Origin of the sequence: Actinomadura sp. RB99, from assembly GCF_014706005.1 — a bacterium.
In the GTDB taxonomy this organism is placed as follows: Bacteria; Actinomycetota; Actinomycetes; order Streptosporangiales; family Streptosporangiaceae; genus Spirillospora.
The window spans coordinates 18,773-36,156 of the sequence record NZ_JABMCA010000039.1 but is presented as its reverse complement, the minus strand read 5'-3'; the positions used below and the strand labels follow the sequence as shown (position 1 = coordinate 36,156).

Annotated in this window: 8 protein-coding genes; 2 read left to right on the top strand and 6 right to left on the bottom strand. The window is 67.7% G+C overall.

Annotation, left to right across the window (positions count from 1 at the left end; translation table 11 throughout):
- Window positions 1-669 precede the first annotated feature (669 nt).
- Window positions 670-1,854 (top strand): SEFIR domain-containing protein, encoded by a 1,185-nt coding sequence (locus tag amrb99_RS29540; protein ID WP_190862162.1) that lies wholly within the window; start codon window positions 670-672, stop codon window positions 1,852-1,854.
- Here the strand turns inward: amrb99_RS29540 and amrb99_RS29535 are convergent.
- Genes amrb99_RS29535 through amrb99_RS29520 form a run of 4 tightly spaced genes read right to left on the bottom strand, consistent with a single transcriptional unit; the run spans window position 1,851 to window position 10,442 of the window.
- Entirely contained in the window at window positions 1,851-4,373 is a 2,523-nt protein-coding gene (locus amrb99_RS29535; protein ID WP_190862160.1) for an RNaseH domain-containing protein, read from the bottom strand. The two genes, amrb99_RS29540 and amrb99_RS29535, sit on opposite strands and share 4 nt — an antisense overlap.
- Window positions 4,373-7,609 (bottom strand): hypothetical protein, encoded by a 3,237-nt coding sequence (locus tag amrb99_RS29530; RefSeq protein ID WP_190862158.1) that lies wholly within the window; start codon window positions 7,607-7,609, stop codon window positions 4,373-4,375. Before amrb99_RS29530 ends, amrb99_RS29535 begins: the two co-directional genes overlap by 1 nt.
- Window positions 7,609-8,808 (bottom strand): hypothetical protein, encoded by a 1,200-nt coding sequence (locus tag amrb99_RS29525; RefSeq protein ID WP_206700156.1) that lies wholly within the window; start codon window positions 8,806-8,808, stop codon window positions 7,609-7,611. The genes amrb99_RS29530 and amrb99_RS29525 overlap by 1 nt, the downstream gene beginning before the upstream one ends.
- The gene (locus tag amrb99_RS29520; RefSeq protein WP_190862156.1) at window positions 8,805-10,442 is read right to left on the bottom strand and encodes a PD-(D/E)XK nuclease family protein; all 1,638 of its coding nucleotides are present in this window, start codon (window positions 10,440-10,442) and stop codon (window positions 8,805-8,807) included. The genes amrb99_RS29525 and amrb99_RS29520 overlap by 4 nt, the downstream gene beginning before the upstream one ends.
- Before the next feature lie 88 nt (window positions 10,443-10,530).
- On the opposite strand from amrb99_RS29520, the gene amrb99_RS29515 reads away from it, so the two are divergent.
- Window positions 10,531-13,683, top strand: coding sequence for a DEAD/DEAH box helicase (locus amrb99_RS29515; protein WP_190862154.1), 3,153 nt, complete (start codon window positions 10,531-10,533; stop codon window positions 13,681-13,683).
- On the opposite strand, the gene amrb99_RS29510 is transcribed toward amrb99_RS29515, so the two are convergent.
- Entirely contained in the window at window positions 13,680-14,603 is a 924-nt protein-coding gene (locus amrb99_RS29510) for a hypothetical protein (protein WP_190862145.1), read from the bottom strand. The two genes, amrb99_RS29515 and amrb99_RS29510, sit on opposite strands and share 4 nt — an antisense overlap.
- Complete coding sequence (locus amrb99_RS29505) at window positions 14,587-16,824, bottom strand: XRE family transcriptional regulator (RefSeq protein WP_190862143.1); 2,238 nt, start codon at window positions 16,822-16,824, stop codon at window positions 14,587-14,589. The genes amrb99_RS29510 and amrb99_RS29505 overlap by 17 nt, the downstream gene beginning before the upstream one ends.
- Window positions 16,825-17,384: the final 560 nt, after the last annotated feature.

The window sequence follows — 17,384 nt, the reverse complement described above, 5'->3', positions numbered from 1 at the left end:
GGTGGCTCAAACTCTCGTATTGAGCATGCGTGACGCTTCGTCTGCTTTCGGCCTGATAGTGGGCCGTTGACACGCGTGAGGCCGCCACAATCTTGGGCCTCTCGCTGCTCGGCGCGTAGGTCGAAGAGCCGGGTGCGATCTGCGCGGTGGAGATCGATCAGCATGTCCAGCACGGCCTTCCGGTCTCATCTGCGCCTGTCAGATAGGCAACGGCCTTCGCCCACAGGAGCTGGACAGCCCTTTCGTCCGTGACTGACTCGGGAGCCAGGCGAGCTCGCAGACAGCCCGCTTCCAGGGCCTCTACCTGCACTTTCACGGTTGGTCGTTGGTCGCGAGGACGCCGGTGTCGATCAGGTCGTCCGGTAGAGAGCGGAAACCGCTCAAGCCCCGATGCAAGTTCCTCAACTGTCAGCGGAGCGGGATGGTCGAGAACAGCCAGGCACAAGTGCCGATGCAGAGTCCCCTCCCACACTGCGCTCGGTAGTGGGCCGACTGCGTCGGCGGTGGTTTGGTACCGCAGAGCGAAGCGGTGTCCACAAGGGTGCCGGCCGAACCGGTGCCCTGCTTCTGAGAAGCCTGACAAGAACAGGACAAATTCCAAGTGCATGCATGGTGGCGCTGGTTCGAACGCTAATGTTGCCGTCGAGTTCAGAGAGCGCAGGGGGAAGGATGTCACTGGAGAAACGAGTCACAGTCCAGTTTGTTTTGATCGACGAGGGTGCGAGATGGGTCAATGCGGAGCCGGACGGTATCAGCATCGGGGCGGTGACCCTACATAGTTGGGAGATCCATCCCGTTGATGCGAAGCCTGAGGTCCTCGGCGAGAAGGACGCCTATCTCATCAAGATCAATTACGACCTGGACCTCGGTCCCGATCCCGCTCCGGTGAGATGGTTCGAGGTCGGGCTCGAGTTCACCGCCGGCGATGGCGTCGGCCCCGTCGCTGTCGCGGACGCTCTGCCGCGAACCACCGGACCGGAGAAGGAGCGCGTCTACTCTCTGAACCGGCGGTTGCAGTTCGTGCCCCGCACCGCCGGGATGGAGCCGGACGCCGTCATTCCCGCTACGACACACCGGATCGACGTTTTCGGCGTCGGCGGGAACTGGGTGCGCTGGCAGAACGCGGCCGCGCATGAGGGGAGCGTCCGCTCCGGTTCACAGGTGGCGTGGCTGTCGCTGTTCGTGCCGCGGGGCTGCGCGGAAGTGGCGGTCAGCTTCTCGGTCCGCTACTCGCTACCGCCCGAAGAGTCCATCGGGTCGCTGCCGGGGCAGAACGCGCTGACGTTCCCCTTGGTGCTGAAAGAGGGTGTACGACGGGTCGTGGAGCCCGTACCCATCGACGATACCGATCCCGCGGGGAGGCAGGAGGGTCCGCGGATGTTCATCTGCTACGCGCACGACACGGTGTGGCATGAGACGAACGCCCTCAAGTTCGCGGAACTGCTCCGCCACACCGGTGTTGACGTCCATATCGACAAGTGGGCCAGCGCCGTGCGTCGGCATTGGGGAATATGGGCGGAAGACGAGATGAAGAAAGCGGATTTCGTTGCTGTCGTCGCCTCACCCAGGTGCAAGGTCGTGGGCGAGGGGAATGCGTCCAGTGATGAGAATCGCGGTATGCGCGCTGAGTTGAACTTCATCCGAGAAAAGCTCGCACAAAACGAGAGCCATTGGCTTCCGAAAGTGCTCCCGGTTGTCCTTCCGGGTGAGACGGTCGATCATTTGCCGGACTTTCTTCAGCCGTACAACTGCGATCGCTACTCGATCGACGAGTTTACCGAGGAAGAGATCGCGGACCTGCTGCGGGCGATGGGCAGGACCGGCGCCGGGGTATGGTCCTCCCCGCCGTGCTAAGCCCAGTCGTCGTCCTCTGCCTGGCCGGACGCCCGATGATCGGGATGGTCCTTGTCGGCCGTCACGGCCAGGTGGAGGGGCACGGGGAGCGCGGTGCGGTCGTCCCATGAGATGTTCTGTTCACACAGCCGTGCGGTGAACGTCACCAGTTCCTCTGCTTTCCAGGATCCCGGCTCCACCACGACGATTTCCTTGGCCGTGAAGGAGTGCCACGGCTTCCCCAGTTCGCGGCGATCATACCCGCCGTCGTCCAGTTCAAAGCGGGTGGTCGTCGCACCCCGCCTGCCCCCATTCGCCCTGAACAGGACGGAGGTGCCGGGAAACAGCCAGGACGGCGCGCCGGACTCCGCGAGCCGATAGACCGCCTGGCCAGGAGCGTTCGGCTGGTTCGGGTCCTCCACCTGGCGCCCCTCAGTGCGGTTGACCGGGCGACCGACCTCCTCCACTGTGCTGTGCAGCCGGACAACGGCGACGTCGTCGCTCCTGGCGCGCAGGACATTACCCGGCATCGGGCCGTCTCCGAGCGAAGCATCCGCGAGGCCAGGCCAGATGCCCCGCATCGAAGAGGCGGCCACGAAGATCACGATCGGAACTCCCGACCGGTCGCCGTCCGCGAGAGCGCACAGCCGCGACTCGATCTCCGCGCGGGTGCGGACAACCTTCTCCCGGGTGCGGCCGAGGTGGGCGGAGCCGATCGTCCCGGCGTTGAAGTCCGCGATTCCCTCGGCCGCGCGTACCCATGCTCCCCGCCGTTCGCTGTAGGCGAGCATCCTGCACTTCTCCAGTCTTCCTGGCACCAGGTCGACCGCTGTCATGACGAGCACCAGCACCGGTTCGCCCTGCGTGTTCTGCTGCCGGCGGACGTGGATGCCCGCGAGCAGCGTCCGGCGGGTCAGTGAATTCGGTAGATGCTCTGCGGTGAGCGCGGCGGGCAACCGATCGTCGAGGATCCCCGCGCCGCGCAGCAAATCCCGGAGCGCGGCACGGGCCGCGTGCTCCTTCTCGCTCGCGGAGCGTGGCCGTGCGCCATCGGGAAGCACTGCCGGCTCGGTCGCGAGGAACTGTACGGGGATGCCCAGATGCCCGAAGAGGCGGCGCAGGTGCGGCTTCGCGTCGAGGGCAGGAGGCTCGGCTGCGGGGTGGTACTCAGTCTCCGCCCACACTGCGGTCAGCCGGTCTCCGGCGGACGGCGCCGCGCTGAGGTCGCCGAGGTATGCCGCCCTGTTCGGGGTGTCGTGGGAGAGCAGTTCGGGACAGTGCCGGGCGATGACCTCCAGCGCGTCGTTGACGGGTACGGGCGGCCCGTCCGGATGCGGCTCAACCGGGTGCCCGGCGAGTGCCGCCAGCTGCTCCAGCATGCGTGCCCTGGCATCAGCCGTAGCGTAGACGCAGGCGAGCGTTACGCGTCGGTAGCCACTGGGGCTGACTCCAGCCGACGGAAGACCGTTCTCCTGATACTTCTCGACCCGCGCCGGCAGCTTGATGCTCTTGTCCACGTCGTAGGTGAGCGGGACGAGCATAGGCATCAGCCGCATGACGTGGCGGTGGAGGAAGAGCATGAACCTCGGCCCCAGTCCGTTTCCGAGCGTGTGGAACTGCGTCTTGGAGAATTGCGGCCGTATGTCGCCGGGCTTCGCCGGCAGGATCGGTGGCAGGGTCATCGGCTTGAGCTTGCACGCTTCGAGGATCGTCGCGATGGCTGGATGGAGGCGGTTCTCGTAGTCACCGGTGTTTCCGTCGGAAGCGCGGAACACCGGCAGGCGCAGGACCGGATCGTCCGCCTCGCCGCGGTCGATCCAGGCGTGCTTGGTCCGCCGCCCATACCAGCACTGGGATAAGCGCGACAGATGCGCGTCGAAGCACAGCACCAGGTCCTTGACTCCCGCGCGGGTGACCACTCGGGCGGTCACCTTGGCCATCCCGTAGGAGATGAGCCCCCGGTGGGTCCGCGCGATCAAATCGCCCTGATCCCAGGCGAGCAAGGCGCCGTCCGTATCGAGCCGCAGCGGCAGGCCCCTGTCTCCGTCGATACGGAGCGGCTCTCCCGCCAGGCGGCGCATGATCTGCCATTCGGCGGTCTCGTAGACCCAGTGGGGAGCCAGCGGGACCCGTCCCGGGCGGGGCTCGATAAAGTCGGAGTAGGGGCGGGCCGCCTCTGGTTCTGGCAGCACGCCGGGGAGCCGAGGCGGCCCCTGCTCGCCCCTGATATGCCGTTCCCACGCCTGCACCGCGACCCGCAGCCGGTGGTCGAGTTCCCGGCCGGTCAGCAGGAGCCGCCGGCTTCCGGCCTCGACCTCGCGGGCGGCCAGGTGGCTCTCCCCGAACATGCGAACCGGCTCGCCGGTGGCTGCGACGATCCCTCGCGTAAGGGAGCTGTAAGGGGGAACCCTTTGGCCCTCTTCGCTCGACAGCGTGCTCCAGACGGCTTCGAAGTCCTCCGTCAGCGGATAGGCGGTCACGGTCCCGAGGACCTCGTCGAGGAGGTTTCGGGGGATGCGGTAGGCGAGCGTGATCAGCATCAGGACTCTCCGTCCTCGTCGGCCCCGGCGTAGTCGAAGAACGCCTGGAGCGTGGTGCCGTAGTAGGTCTTCATGCGGGCGAGCGTTCCGTCCGCCCGCCACTTCTCGCGCAGGAGGCGGATCATCGCGGCCATGCTCGTCCCCGAGTCTTCGTCGAGCATGGCGCCGTCCACGAGATGCAGGACGGCGTCGGTGCCGCCGCGGCGGGCGCGCCCGATGAGTTGGAATGCGCCGTTCAGCGTCTCGGCGACCACGCCGAGCTTGACCGCCTTGTGCTGGGCGCGGAAGTACGGAGGACGGCGGACCATGTCGTCCAGCCGCGCCTCGGCGGTGCGGTGCCGGTCGTCGAGGAGCGCCGCGGGGTCGGTGGACGGGCCGGGATGCGCGTCGTGCGCCGCCCCCTGCACATGCGCGAGTAGTTCCGCGGGTTCGTCCAGCAGCGGGATGGGCCGGACGAGCAGCCACACGGAGCCGAGCGCAGACCGGTTCTCGTCCCCGATGATATTGACGCCCCGCTGGACCCTGGCGAGCGGCGCGATGAGGATGTCGGCCGTTTCCCGCCGGGGGAAGTCCTCCAGACGGTCGGCTCGGATCGACTGCCAGCGACCCTGGATCCCCGTGGTGGGGTTCTCGACCTCCTGCGGGGGGACGGCCAAGCAGATGCGCGCGGCGTCGACGCCGGCGCGGGCCAGTCCTTCCGCCACATGTCGGGCACCTGCGTAGGACGTGGTGGCGAGCAGTACTCGTGCCCGGTGCTTGTCCGTCCTCCGCAGTCGTTCCAGTTCGCCGCTCAGGGCGGTGCTCCACAGCCGTTCCGCGATGCGCCGTGTCGCCTCGGCACGTGCGGCTCCGTCCAGGCCGGAGACGCGCACCAGGTTGTTCAGATCGTCCCGTATCGGAACGGCGGCGACCTTGACCGTCTCGGGATTGTCGTCGCGCACGTACCATGCGGGGTCGGCGCGGACATGATGGTGCGGTGCGCCGGGGAAGTAGGCGGTGGCGGACAGGCCGAGCACGATCCTCCGGGTGCCCGCGTGGGCGAGCGCGGTCGTGTCTGCCAGCCCGAGGACGTAGGTGTGCGGGTCGCCGCCGAACGCGGCGGTGCTCAGCCGGGCAGGCTCGTCACCGTTGTCGTCGTAGTACTCGGTGAACGCGAACGACAGTGCGCCGAGCGGACCGGTCGGTGCGACCCGCCAGCGGGTGTAGACGCCGAGTGCGTCCGCGATCTCCTGCGCCGACTCGACGCCCATTTCCACGAGCTGAGCGTTGTTCGCCATCAGGCGGTGCAGGTTACTGGCGATGGGCACCAGGATGGCGCGGCGCAACATACGGTTGGCGGCCTTGGTCCGCTCGCCCGCCGGGAGTTGGGCGAACAATGCCTCGATGGCAGGTCGCGCCGCCACGACTGCCGCGCCTCCGGTCCCGTTCGTGACGACGTCCGCCAGGTGGCGGCGTGCCTCCGCGAAGCCGGGTGGTTCGCCGGGCAGCGGGGAACCGCCGTCTTGGAATAGCGTCCGGAACATTCTCAGCTGCGACCTGGTGGCCCGTTCCTCCGGGGCGAGGTCGAACAGGCGGACCGTCAGCCAGTGGTCCCAGCGCCGCGGGATGATCCACTGTCGGCCAGGTCCGGGTCTGCGCCTGCCCTTCGTCGGCGGCGCGGCGCTGATCCGCTGGTAGGTGAGGTGGCTGACGTACGTCTCGGACAGGTAGCGCAGCCCGAAATAGGCATCGCGCACGTTCGCGTCGATGTCGCCGTGGAGCCGCCCTGACACCTCGCCGAAGTCGGAGTCGAACCGGCGCAGCAGCGTGTTCGTCCGCCCAGCATGGTCGAGCACCAGGCCGCGCCCCGCCTCTTCGATCGCGGATCGCTGGAACACGTCGACCTCGTCGATGACGACGACCTGGCAGCGCCGCAGGATCAATTCCTCGACGGCGATCCGGTCGTCGGTGCCCGAGCCTTCGTCCACCGGTGCCTGCAGCACGCCCGCCATCAGGTTCTTGTGGGAGGTCACGATAATGCCCGCGGAACAGGCGTCGCGGACGGCACGGAACTTGCCGCAGGTCGTCCGCCATGGGCAGGCGACCCGCTCGTCCCGCCGCCTGCGCCGATGCGGCCGCCGAAGCCCCGCGCACGGTTCCCGTCCCGGAAGCCATGTCTCGGCACCGTCCTCCGGCGTGGCCGCCGCGGCGAGCGCGCAGCCGTACCCGAACCGCTGCCAGATCCACTCCGCGTCCGGACCCGACCCCTGCTCCGCAGACGGCGCGGCGTACGCGGCCGCGGACTCGGCGACCTCGAACATCGCGCGCGGTGACACCAGAGGCACAACTCCAGGCTGGCCGTCCGGCAGGACGACGGCCAGTGCGCGCTCGATCTGGTGGGCGGCCTGTGCGACATCGGCGTTGGTCGGCAGGACGAACGCCACACTCACTTTGTGCCGGGCCGCCCAGCAGGCGAAGCTCTCCACGAGCACTACGGACTTCCCGAACCCCGTGTAGGCCAGCAGTTCGCGCAGAGATCCGGCGGTGAGCAGGAGCCCGCCGACCCGTTCACCGTTCGCGGCACGGATTTCTTCGGTGAATCGTTGCACGCACTCCAACCGGTAGCCGCCGCCGAGATCCTCGTCCAGGCGTTGCGCGATCTCCTCCAGTTCCGCGAACGGCACCCACAGGTCACCCTCGGGAGGTGCGTCCTCGATGCGCGGCAGCGAACGGGCTGGTTCGGCGTGATGCCCGCGGATCTCGAAGCGCGACTCGGCGAACCCGGGCTCCGTTCCGCCGGATGAGCGGGACCGGGCCACGGCCGTGTGCGGGCCGGCCTCCGCCACCGGAAGCTCCCGCCTTTGCCCGACGTGCAGGCTGTCCAGCTCCTTCAGCAGCCCGTCGACGAAGACGCGAGGTGCCATGCCGGGGTCGACGATGATCCGGCCGTTCTCCTTGTAGAACTCGTCCGCGACGCAGCCAGCGATCTCGCCTTGGACGAGGCACCGGTCCAGATGCGGGCCCGCCGCCCGCCCGTTCGCCATCGAGTTCGGGCGGCGGCGCAGGAGACGCATGAACCGGCTCGCGTCTTCCTCGTCCAGGCTCCTCCACCCGGACCAGTCGGCGATATGACCGTCGAGGACGAACAGCACGTCCTCCCGTGTCGTGATGGCGGCGCCGTCGTCGTCCCTGTCGATGGCGAAATGCAGCGCGGCGAGCCCGATCGCCCCACCGAGCAGCCGGGGCGCGACCTTCATCACCGGTTTCCGTCCTTCCGTTTCTCGATCGTCTTCTTGATTCGCCGTACCTGGCGGAGGAGTCGCTGCTCGGTGAGGACCGTGATTCTGGGCAGCGCCGTCGCCACCGCCTCGGCCTGGTGCCCGTGAGTCCGGGGCAGCAGCACTGCCACCTGTGCCCTCGGCGGGCGAGCCCGCAGATCGGTGATCAGCCGGTGCGATGACCGGTACTCCTTGACATCCAGCCGGAACTCGGTGCCGCCGATGGTCACGTGCAGGTCGTAGGCGTCCAACTCTGGCCACATCTCGACGTCGGCGCCGAGCCTCTCCAACTGCGCGGCGATCCGCAGCTCGCTCGCCCCGGGGACGACGATGAACCGCCAGACGCCCTGGCCGACGCACCCAGACCCCACGGCGGAGAGGGCCACCGGTGTCTTCACCACGGGTCCTTCGTCGACCCGGGTCAGCTCCGGGCGCTTCGCGCCGCGCCGTTCGGCCGCGCGGAACACGGTGGAATGCGGCCGGTAGCGGCACTGCACCTGGTCCCGGGTCACCGCCATCGGCCAGCGGCAGTCGGGGCACGGCCACCACCAGGCGCCATCGTCCCGCGTCCTGTACAAGGAGCTCTCCGGAATCGGCCGATATCCGCCCGGCATCATGCGGGCCCCGGTCTCGCTGACTCCGATCTGCAGCTCCTGCAGCCGGCCGGCCGGGTGCTCGATCAGGAACTTGCGGGACGTCTCATAGAGACGCTGGTCCTTTGGCCCAGCCATCGCCGCGAACGCCCGCGCCCTGATTCGGTCGGCGGTCATCCGCGTCCACGATGGCAGCCAGCCCTGCCCGTCCGCCTCGGCGTCCAACGGGACGACGTGCTCGCACAACAGATCGAGGGCCGGTGCGGACAGCCGGTCGCCGCCGACCCCATCGGGCTCCAGCAGGACCGCGTCGCGCAGAGCGTCGTCGCTGCTGTCCGTACTTCCGAGAATCGGCAGTTCGCCCAGCGGTCGGCGGAGCGCATCCACCAAGGCGAGCGGCGTGACCGGCCCGCTTCCCGGCCCGTGCGCCTCCATCACGAAACCGGTCATTCGCGCGACCTCGCGCATCGCCTCCGGATGCGCCTGCCGTGCCGACCACGCGTACGCGGCCCGGAGCATCGCCGTCACCGCCCGGCGGCGCCGTTCGCTCATATCGTCGGACGGTGGCGCGACCAGCCCGCTCACGTGTCGGCCCTCGGCCTGAGGTCTGTCTTGACATCAGTTCTGGCGTCAGGGCACCAGCGGATGAACCCGCAGTCCCGGCACGCTTTGCCGGGGCTCGTGGCAAGAGTCTCGTCGGAGTGCCAGCGTGCTACCGCCGACTGGACCACCTCGCGCGCTGCCTGGACCAGTTCGGGATCCGTTGCGTCGAACTCCGTCAGGACGGGGCCGGTCGCGCTCAGCCGTTCGAGCTCAACCCGGCAGCCTCCCCGCCCGCCGGGAAGCGCGCCCTCAGCCGAGAGCAGCACCGCCAGCGCGATCTGCTCGTACCGCTGGAGCAGATCACCCTCGTACAGGTGCCGGTTCGTCTTGATCTCGCGGAGCCGCCAGTTCCCGCCGATCCGGTAGAGCAAGTCAATCTTGGCGATGACTGCGACGTTGGCGGATGGATCGTAGGTGACGACTTGGTGCTCCGGCACGATGTCCACGCCCGTGGTAGTCCCGGCGTGCCGCATGGGGCAGACGAAGGAGTGGTCGCCGAGCATCTGGTGGCGCAGCCTCGTCTCCAAGTCTTCGGCGACACTCTTCACCGTCGGCTCCTCCGCGGTCGCTTTGGCGGCCCCGGCCGCAGGGTCGTCGGCCGTGCATGCCCGCGGCGGCACCCGGGCATGCCGGGCCTCAATCTCGGCGTGCACGAGCCGCCCACGGATGGTGGACCCGCTCTCTTCCCTGGTGGCGTCCCGCGGAAGGTTGAGATCGTGGAAGTAGGGGATGGGGGCGCAGGTGTGGTACTGCCGCGACGTGGTCACCGACCATATGCGCCGGGGACCTGTGCCGGCATCGATGCCGAGCAGTCCCGGCACGGAGGGCACAGCAGGGCAGGAGGCGATGATCGGACAGCGTCCGCAGTCGGTCCCCGGCCGCAATGCCTCGCCCGTCGCCACCTCCAGCACCCGTCCCAAGGCGTGCTCCTCATACGCCGCGAACGCGGCTTCGGCGGTGTCATCGAACAGGACGTTGCTGGACCCGTCCAAGCAACCGACCTCGACGATTCGGACGCGCTCCGGCCGCTCGTGCCGCCCGATCAGCAGCGGCCCGGTGCTCCACCGGCTGCCGAGCACCGGGCCTCCGGCGGCCACCACGGCGGCGGCCAGTGCGATCTCGGCTTCGTCCCGCGGGCGGCCCTCGACTCCCTGGTACCGGGTGAGACGCAACTCGCGCACGCAGCCGCCTGCGTAGCGTCGGCCGTACACGATCTCCTCGTGCGGCTCGGGCAAACCGTCGAGCGGCCGGTCAACGCGTCTCGCCCACGTGCGTGAGACCGGCTGAAGCACGGGGTCCGCTCTCATCCCGTTCGTCTGAGCATCGAGGTACTGCCGGACGGCGTGCTCCGTCCATCGGACCAGCGCGGGGTGGCGATCGCGGCTCGGGCTCCCGCGCCACCGCGAGAGTGCCGCCTCAGTGTCGAGTCCGTCGAACTCGACCAGATCGAGCACCTTGCCGAGCGGCCCGAGCCCGAAGGTTTCCCGGAACGTCCCGCTGCGGCGGCCGCCGTTCGCCCTGCCCTTGGCGGGGCGCGCCTTCAGCGCCCGATAGCGAGGACAACTGCCGGACCGTGTCACCGCGGACGGCGAGAGGCGCAGAGGCGTATCGAGCATGTGGCCACTCCTTTCCCGTCAGGAGAGAATCTGTCGCGTGACGTATTAGTTTGTGCTAATTTCCATTGCCGTTGTAGCTCTTCAGACGATGGTCGAGTGGGGGAAGCGGGAAGTGAAACTTCACGGGTTCTTCGCGGGTGTGGACGTATACCAGTGCGGAGACGCTTTCAGGGAGTTGAGCTTCGCCGGAAGAGATGCGAGTGCACTCCAGGCGCTGTTCGAGGACAACCTCCCAGGCGAGACGAACCTATCGCTTGATCGCGAGGTGACCAAGAGGAAATTCCTGACAGAAATTGGACAGGTCGCGGACAGATGTGCGTCCGATGATCTCGCAGTGATCTTTTTCTCGGGACATGGTACTTTTGACGGCGAATTGGTGATGTATGACTCAGAGCCGGACAATCTGCGTGAGACGGGACTGTCGCTAGACGAACTGGTGGCGGCTGTGCAGCGGATTCGCGCCCGTCAGCTCATCATCGTGCTCGACTGCTGCTTCGTCGGAGGGCATGTGCTCGGCGGCCCGGCTCTGTACGCAACCAAGACGGCCGGCCTGTCCTTGAGCGAGCACGCCAGGAACGGCCGCCCGTCCCCGTCGCACATTCTTAGCAAGATCCGCGGCGACGGATGGATGGTGCTCACGGCTGCAGCTGAAGGGCAGTTGGCGTATGAGGACAAGTGGCTTCGGCACGGAGTGCTCACCCATCACCTCATCCAGGGGCTCCTCGGCCTCGGCCTCGACGTATCGGATGGCAAGATCTCGCTTCTCGCGCTCTTCGAGCACGTCATGAAGCAGGTGCAAGGCAATCCCGGGACGATCTTGAGAGGTCGGCAGTATCCGGCGCTTGCAGCGGTGACGACCGGGATGAGCGTCGAGATCTTCAAGAAGGGCGAGAAGTACAAGAGCATCGCGGGGGATGCCGAGCGGCCAGAAGTCTCCCGCGCATTCTCCAGCCTGACGCCCTACGGGATTCCCGACGAGGTGTGCGTGATATGGAGGCGGCGGGTCGGGAAGCTGACCGACTTCCAGCTCGGGGTAATCGACCGCGGCAGGCTGCTGGCCGGTGAGAGCCTGCTCGTCAGCGCGCCCACATCGACCGGAAAGACGCTGATCGGCGAGATCGCGGCGCTGAAATCGGTCGCGGCGGACCGCCCAGCCGTGTTCCTGGTACCGACGCGCGCCCTCGCGGACGAGCTTTACGATCTCTTCACCGCCGACTATGCGAAGCTCGGCATGAGGGTGATCCGCGCCACCGGAGGCCGGCGCGGGAATATGCTCGAATTGCTGTCGGGCCGGTTCCAGCTAGCGGTCTGCACGTACGAGGTGTTCATCGGCCTGCTGCATCGGAGGCCCGGATTACTGTCCAGGATCGGTGTTCTCGTCATCGACGAGATCCAGACGATCGGGGTCCCGGTCCGCGGCCCGAAGCTGGAACTGCTGCTGACCCGCATCCGCGCTCGCAGGCGGGCGGGCCAAACAGTTCCGCAGGTCATCGGGTTGTCGAGTGCGCCGGACGCTGGCCGGATGTTCGCCGAGTGGGCCATGCTGACGCCGATGACGGGGCGCGAACGGCCGGTACCGCTCCAGGAAGGCGTCGTCTCATCCGACGGGCGGATCCGCCTTCGGGAGGGCGACGGCGCGGAACGGACTGAAACCCTGAGCGGCCACTCGCGCGCGAGCGACCCTCTAACGACGGCACGCGATCTCGTCCAGCGGCTCGTCGGGGAGGACCAGCAAGTCATCGTGTTCAGGCCGCAGCGGCAACAAGCGTGGACGTTCGCGGAGGACCTCGCCGGCGTTCTCGGCCTGCCGTCCGCCGAGGGCGCGCTCCGGGCGCTGCCCGACGGTGACGACGGACGCATCACCGAGAGGCTGCGCGCCTGCCTCGACCATGGCGTCGCCTTCCACATCGCCGATCTGAGTGATGCCGAGCGCAGCACGGTGGAGGGCTTCTTCAAGCGGAAGTCCAGCGAGATCCGGGTGGTCGTCGCCACGACGACGCTCGCGCAGGGTGTGAACCTGCCCGCCGATTGCGTGGTCGTCTACGGGCTCGAGCACCCGTCGCAGTCGGAGGACGTCCGCTACACAGTCTCTGAGTACAAGAACATGGCGGGTCGCGCGGGCCGGATGGGGCACGTGAAGGAGGGCCGTGCGTTCATCGTCGCGGACAATGAAATCGACGCGGAGCAGAAATGGCGCCACTACGTCCAGGCCAGACCACAGCCACTGCGGACGGCTTTCCCCGCCACGGCCGACGACCTGCGCGCTACGATCCTGCCCCTTTTCGCGGACTCCGGAGAACGCGGCTCCCTGCGCGTCGACGTGAAGGAACTGCTCGCACTGACCTTCGCGTCCTACCAGTACCGGAACGAGCCCGAGGCGTTCCGGCCTTTCCCACCGGACGAGGTCGACTCCGCACTCGAGTCGCTGTGCGAGGCACGGCTGCTGCAGCGTGAGGAGACAAGGTACAGGCTGACCGGCCTCGGTACGATCGCCCTGCGGAGCGGGCTGTCCATCGGGTCGGTCACCACCCTCGTCCACGCACTGTCAGAAGTGTCGTCGGCCGACCTGAACCCGATGACCATGATCTGTGCGGTCCAGCTCACCACCGAACTCGGCGATGTCCGCTTTCCCGGTGGTTCCGGAGACGGATTGAGAGCGCGGGTGAACCTGAGGCGTGTACTGAGAGAGAACGGAACCCCCGGCTCCCTTCTCATCCGCATGTCGGTCGACGACGGAGCCGAGGACGCGTTCCTCTCCCGAGCCCGGCGCGCCGTGGCCTGCTACATGTGGAGCAGGGGGAGCCGGCTGGCACAAATCGAGAGGGCGGTCTCTCCCCGGACGCGGGTGCGATCCGCTGATCCCGGTCCGGTGCGCCAGGCGGCGCGGCGTGCGGCCGAGGTAGTGGAGGCGGCGCTGAGGATCGCCCTGGAGGTCCAACCGGACTTCGTCGAGGTAAGCGAGCTGCTGGAGCTGCCATTGCAGTTGGAGTTCGGCGTACGGGCCGGACTGGCCCGCGTCGCCCGGTATACGAACGGTTCGGTGGAGCGGCACGCGTTTCTGAATCTTGCCGACGCGGGCCTCACGGATGCCGCCGCGATTCTGGACGCCGACGACGAGACTCTGCTCAAGTGCGTAAGCGGCGACGCCACGGTGTTCGCGGCCGTCCAGAAGGCGGCCGAAGCGGCCGTCGAGGCCGCTGGCGAAGAACGGGACGGCGGCCTCGACGGATTGATCGACTAGGTCGACGACCAGGCCAGGCCGTAAGAGCGGTTGGAAATGAGGCGCGTGAAGGACGCGGTGGCGCGTCCGGTGGCGTCGATGGGAACGGGGACGCGGGCACGTACAGGGTCGCCCGCCTCCAGCGGAAGCTCGTCCTGGACGAGCCAGACGCGGCCCGGGGCGGACTTGCCCCGGAAGCCGACCGCGAGATTGAACCGTGTGCATGTGGAGCGTGGTGTGCAGACGTAGAACGGCACGGCCGCGGACGTGACGACCTTGAGGGTCACCCCGTAGGTCTCTGCCCTCCTGAGCGGGCGCGGTAGTTCCACTCGTACGCGCGTTCGGGTGGTGGAGCATCGCTCGCTCACCGTCCGGATACCGCCCCGCAACACGTCGATGGACATGCCGACAGGGGCCGCAGCCGAGTAGGAGAAGGCGAGCTCGCGCAGGCCGTCCCGATGGCTGATGATGTTCCGCACCTCCTGCACCTCGGTGGAAGCCGGGTCGAGCCGGACGTCGGCGTCCAGACGCTCGAGATGCCACGGCGCCGCCGTGAGGATCACGGCCTCAGGCGCCGTCGAAGCGCGAGTCTCTCCCGCCACTTTCCGGAGCGCCGCGTCCAGACGGCGTTTCACGGTGCGCAGATCGCACCCGATCTCCTCACCCAACTGCCTGAGACGGGCCTCAAGCCGTACGTCCCGGCTGCCATTCACCGCGAATCCGGCTCTGATGGCCTTGGCCTCCGCCGCTGGCAGCGTCGCCGCCGCATCCAGGAGGAAGATCCTGACCTTAGCGCGCGTCGCGGCATCGTCGTCGCCGTCGGTCACTCCGGCTGCGAGCCTCAGCCGTGGTCCGATCCGTGACAGCGCGTTCGGGTCGTCGAGACCGAAGCCCTTACGCAGCGCCTTCAGCTCGCCGAGCAGGTCAGTCTCGGCGTCCATCGGACATCCCGGGCGCCTCGTCTCCCAGCCAGATTGTGGAACGGATGCGCGCCTCGCCGATCACGGCCGGTTCCAGCGACCGATGAAGCGTGTCGGCGCGAGCCCACTGCTCCGCCGCCTCGGTGATCCGGCCGGTGACTGCCAGCACGTTCCCGAGACCGGTGGCTGCCCGCGCGGCCTCGTACCTGCTTCCGCAGCGTTCCGCGAGGCCGGCGGCAGACTCGTAATCGACGGCTGCGGCATCGAGATCACCGCTCTGGAAACGCGCCCACGCGCCGCAATTCACCGACATCGCCACGTCGAGCGGCAGGTCCAACATCTCGGATTCACGGCGGGCTTCGAGCGCGTGCTCCACCGCATCCTGGTGGGCGCCGAGCTCCGTTTCGGCCAGCGCGATCGCGCGCAGCGTGATGGCGGCGTTTCGGTGGTTCCCGAGCCGCTGATACGCCTGCCGTACGGTGCGCAGATCCCGCAGCGCCTGCTGGGACCGTCCTAGATAGAGCGACGTCCAGGCGATGTTGGACAGCGCACTGGTTTTCCCGTGCTCGTCTCCTATGGCGCGGAACAACCTCAAAGCCTCGTGGAACTGTGCCTCCGCGGCCGAGAGATCGCCCCGGTCTGCGTGCGCGATCCCCAAACTGTTGAGGGCGATTGCCGCCTCCCGCTCAGCACCGGCCGCACGTGCGCACTCCACCGCGACTTGATGGGTGCTGATCCAGGGATCCCACAACTTCGCCAGAAAGAAGTAGTCGCGCAGCGCGAACGACAACTGCCAGCACTCGCTGTACCGACCTCGCGCGGCGGCTTCATGACAAAGATCCACCAGGACGGGCCATTCCGACCGGATCCATTCCAGAGCGTTGTCGCGGTCGGCGAATCCATCCGTGGGAACGTCGGCGATCATAGACACCCGGTGCCGCCGCGGATCGAGGTGCCGCCCGCAGGATTCGGCCAGCCGCAACTCATGGTCGAGTAACTGCAGCATCGCTGCGTCTCGTTCACCGGGAGCCGTCTCCGGCAGGATCCGATCCCCTGCGAACTCCCTCAGCAGGTCATGCATCACGACACCGTCGGTGGTCTCGTAAGCCACCAGGTGGGCGTCCGCCAGCCTGCCGAGCAGACGGCGCGCCCGAGCCACGGAGACGCCCGCGAGCGCGGCGGCGCCGTCGACCCGAATCCGCCGGGCGGGATGCAACGCGAGCAGGCCGAACATTCGCCGCTCAGCATCATCTATCGCGTTGCAGGACAGCGCGAACGCCGCCTCGACGCTGCGCTCCCCGTCGTCCAGCAGTTCCAGTCGCGCCTGCTCACCGGACAGTTCAGCCGCGAACTCCTCGATGCTCCAGATCGGATCGGCCCGGAAGCGCGCCGCTGCGATCGTGATCGCCAGCGGCAGGCGTGCGCAGTGCACGGCGATCTGCTCGACCGCCGCACCGGCACCCGTGGCGCGTTCGCCCCCGGCTGAGCGGAACAGGGCGGCCGCGTCGACGTCGTTCAGCGCGCCGACCTGGACGGCCACGGCGCGATCCAGGGCGTTCAGTCGATTCCGGCTAGTGACCAGCGCTCGGCATGCTCGCTCCGCCGGCAGCAGTGCCTCGATCTGATCGGAAGCCCCCACATTGTCGAAGACGAACAGCACCCGTCGTCCCCGCAGAGCGTTCTGATAGACGCCCGCGAGACCCGCGTCGCCGGGTGGGATCTCCTCACCGGGCACCTTGAGGGCCGTAAGGAGACTCCGCAGCGCGTGATGACCGGCCAGCCAGGTCGCTCCGGGTGTACAGGCGCGGAAGTCGATGTACAGGCAACCGTCCGGGAACAGGTCAGCGGCGTCCGACGCCGCACGAACCGCGAGTGAGGTCTTCCCCGCGCCTGCTGGCCCGGTCAGCACGCATACATTGGGGTTGCCGTCGCCCTGCACGAACACGCCGATCTTCGCCAGTTCCCCTCCACGTCCCACGAGACGGTCGGTTACCGCGGGCAAACCGATGAAGGTGCTCCGCGACCTTTCCTCGGGAGCGAGTGCCATCAGAGCTCCCTCCGCTTCGAGCACGTCATCGAGCCGCTGAACGAGATCGGGTGAGGCCATGCCCCTCCCCTTCTCGAGTCTGCTGATCCAACTCTTGCCGCAATGAACGTGCCGCGCGAGCACCACTTGCGAGAGTCCTGCAGTCTCCCGCCTGCGCCGCAACTCGGCGCCGAACTCGACGTTGTTCTCTGCCATGAGTCCAGGATGCCCATCACCATTCCTTGATCGCTGCGGAAACCGCGTTTCGGCTTGCAGGCGTGCGACGAGCGGCCGGAACACGGGGTTCGGACCCGCCACCGACGCTCAGTCCGCCACAGAGATGTGAGTGCACGGTGCTCTCCTTTCCAGTCACGGCCGACTATCGGCCACTCTTCCGTCACTGCACCGCGAACTGAAGACGTTTCCGGTTGACTACTTACACCAGGCACCACGAAACCTCGCTGACCAGCGGCGGATCACGCCGTGAGTTTGTGACTCGGACAGCTACCCTCGTCTCGCCGCGAGCGTGGCGAAGGTAGAAGGCGTAGGGAATCGGCGCCGCTGCGACTGGTGTGTCTCAGTGGGGTGGGTGTCGAGCAAGCGTGCATCGACCGCCATGGGGATGGCTTGCTGTGGAGCCGGAAAGCGAAGATCGGTCGTACGTGCGACTACTGAGCGCTATGTCTCTGCTAAGCCAACGAGGTGTCGATAGTGGGAGATCACAAAGACTTGATCTTCCTCAAGGTGCTTCATACTGCGCCGAAATGATGCGTCTG

Coding starts and splice junctions, on each gene's coding strand:
- amrb99_RS29520 (WP_190862156.1), bottom strand. CDS start 10,442: ATGCTCGATACGCCTCTGCGCCTCTCGCCGTCCGCGGTGACACGGTCC.
- amrb99_RS29515 (WP_190862154.1), top strand. CDS start 10,531: ATGGTCGAGTGGGGGAAGCGGGAAGTGAAACTTCACGGGTTCTTCGCG.
- amrb99_RS29505 (WP_190862143.1), bottom strand. CDS start 16,824: ATGGCAGAGAACAACGTCGAGTTCGGCGCCGAGTTGCGGCGCAGGCGG.
- amrb99_RS29535 (WP_190862160.1), bottom strand. CDS start 4,373: ATGCTGATCACGCTCGCCTACCGCATCCCCCGAAACCTCCTCGACGAG.
- amrb99_RS29510 (WP_190862145.1), bottom strand. CDS start 14,603: ATGGACGCCGAGACTGACCTGCTCGGCGAGCTGAAGGCGCTGCGTAAG.
- amrb99_RS29530 (WP_190862158.1), bottom strand. CDS start 7,609: ATGAAGGTCGCGCCCCGGCTGCTCGGTGGGGCGATCGGGCTCGCCGCG.
- amrb99_RS29540 (WP_190862162.1), top strand. CDS start 670: ATGTCACTGGAGAAACGAGTCACAGTCCAGTTTGTTTTGATCGACGAG.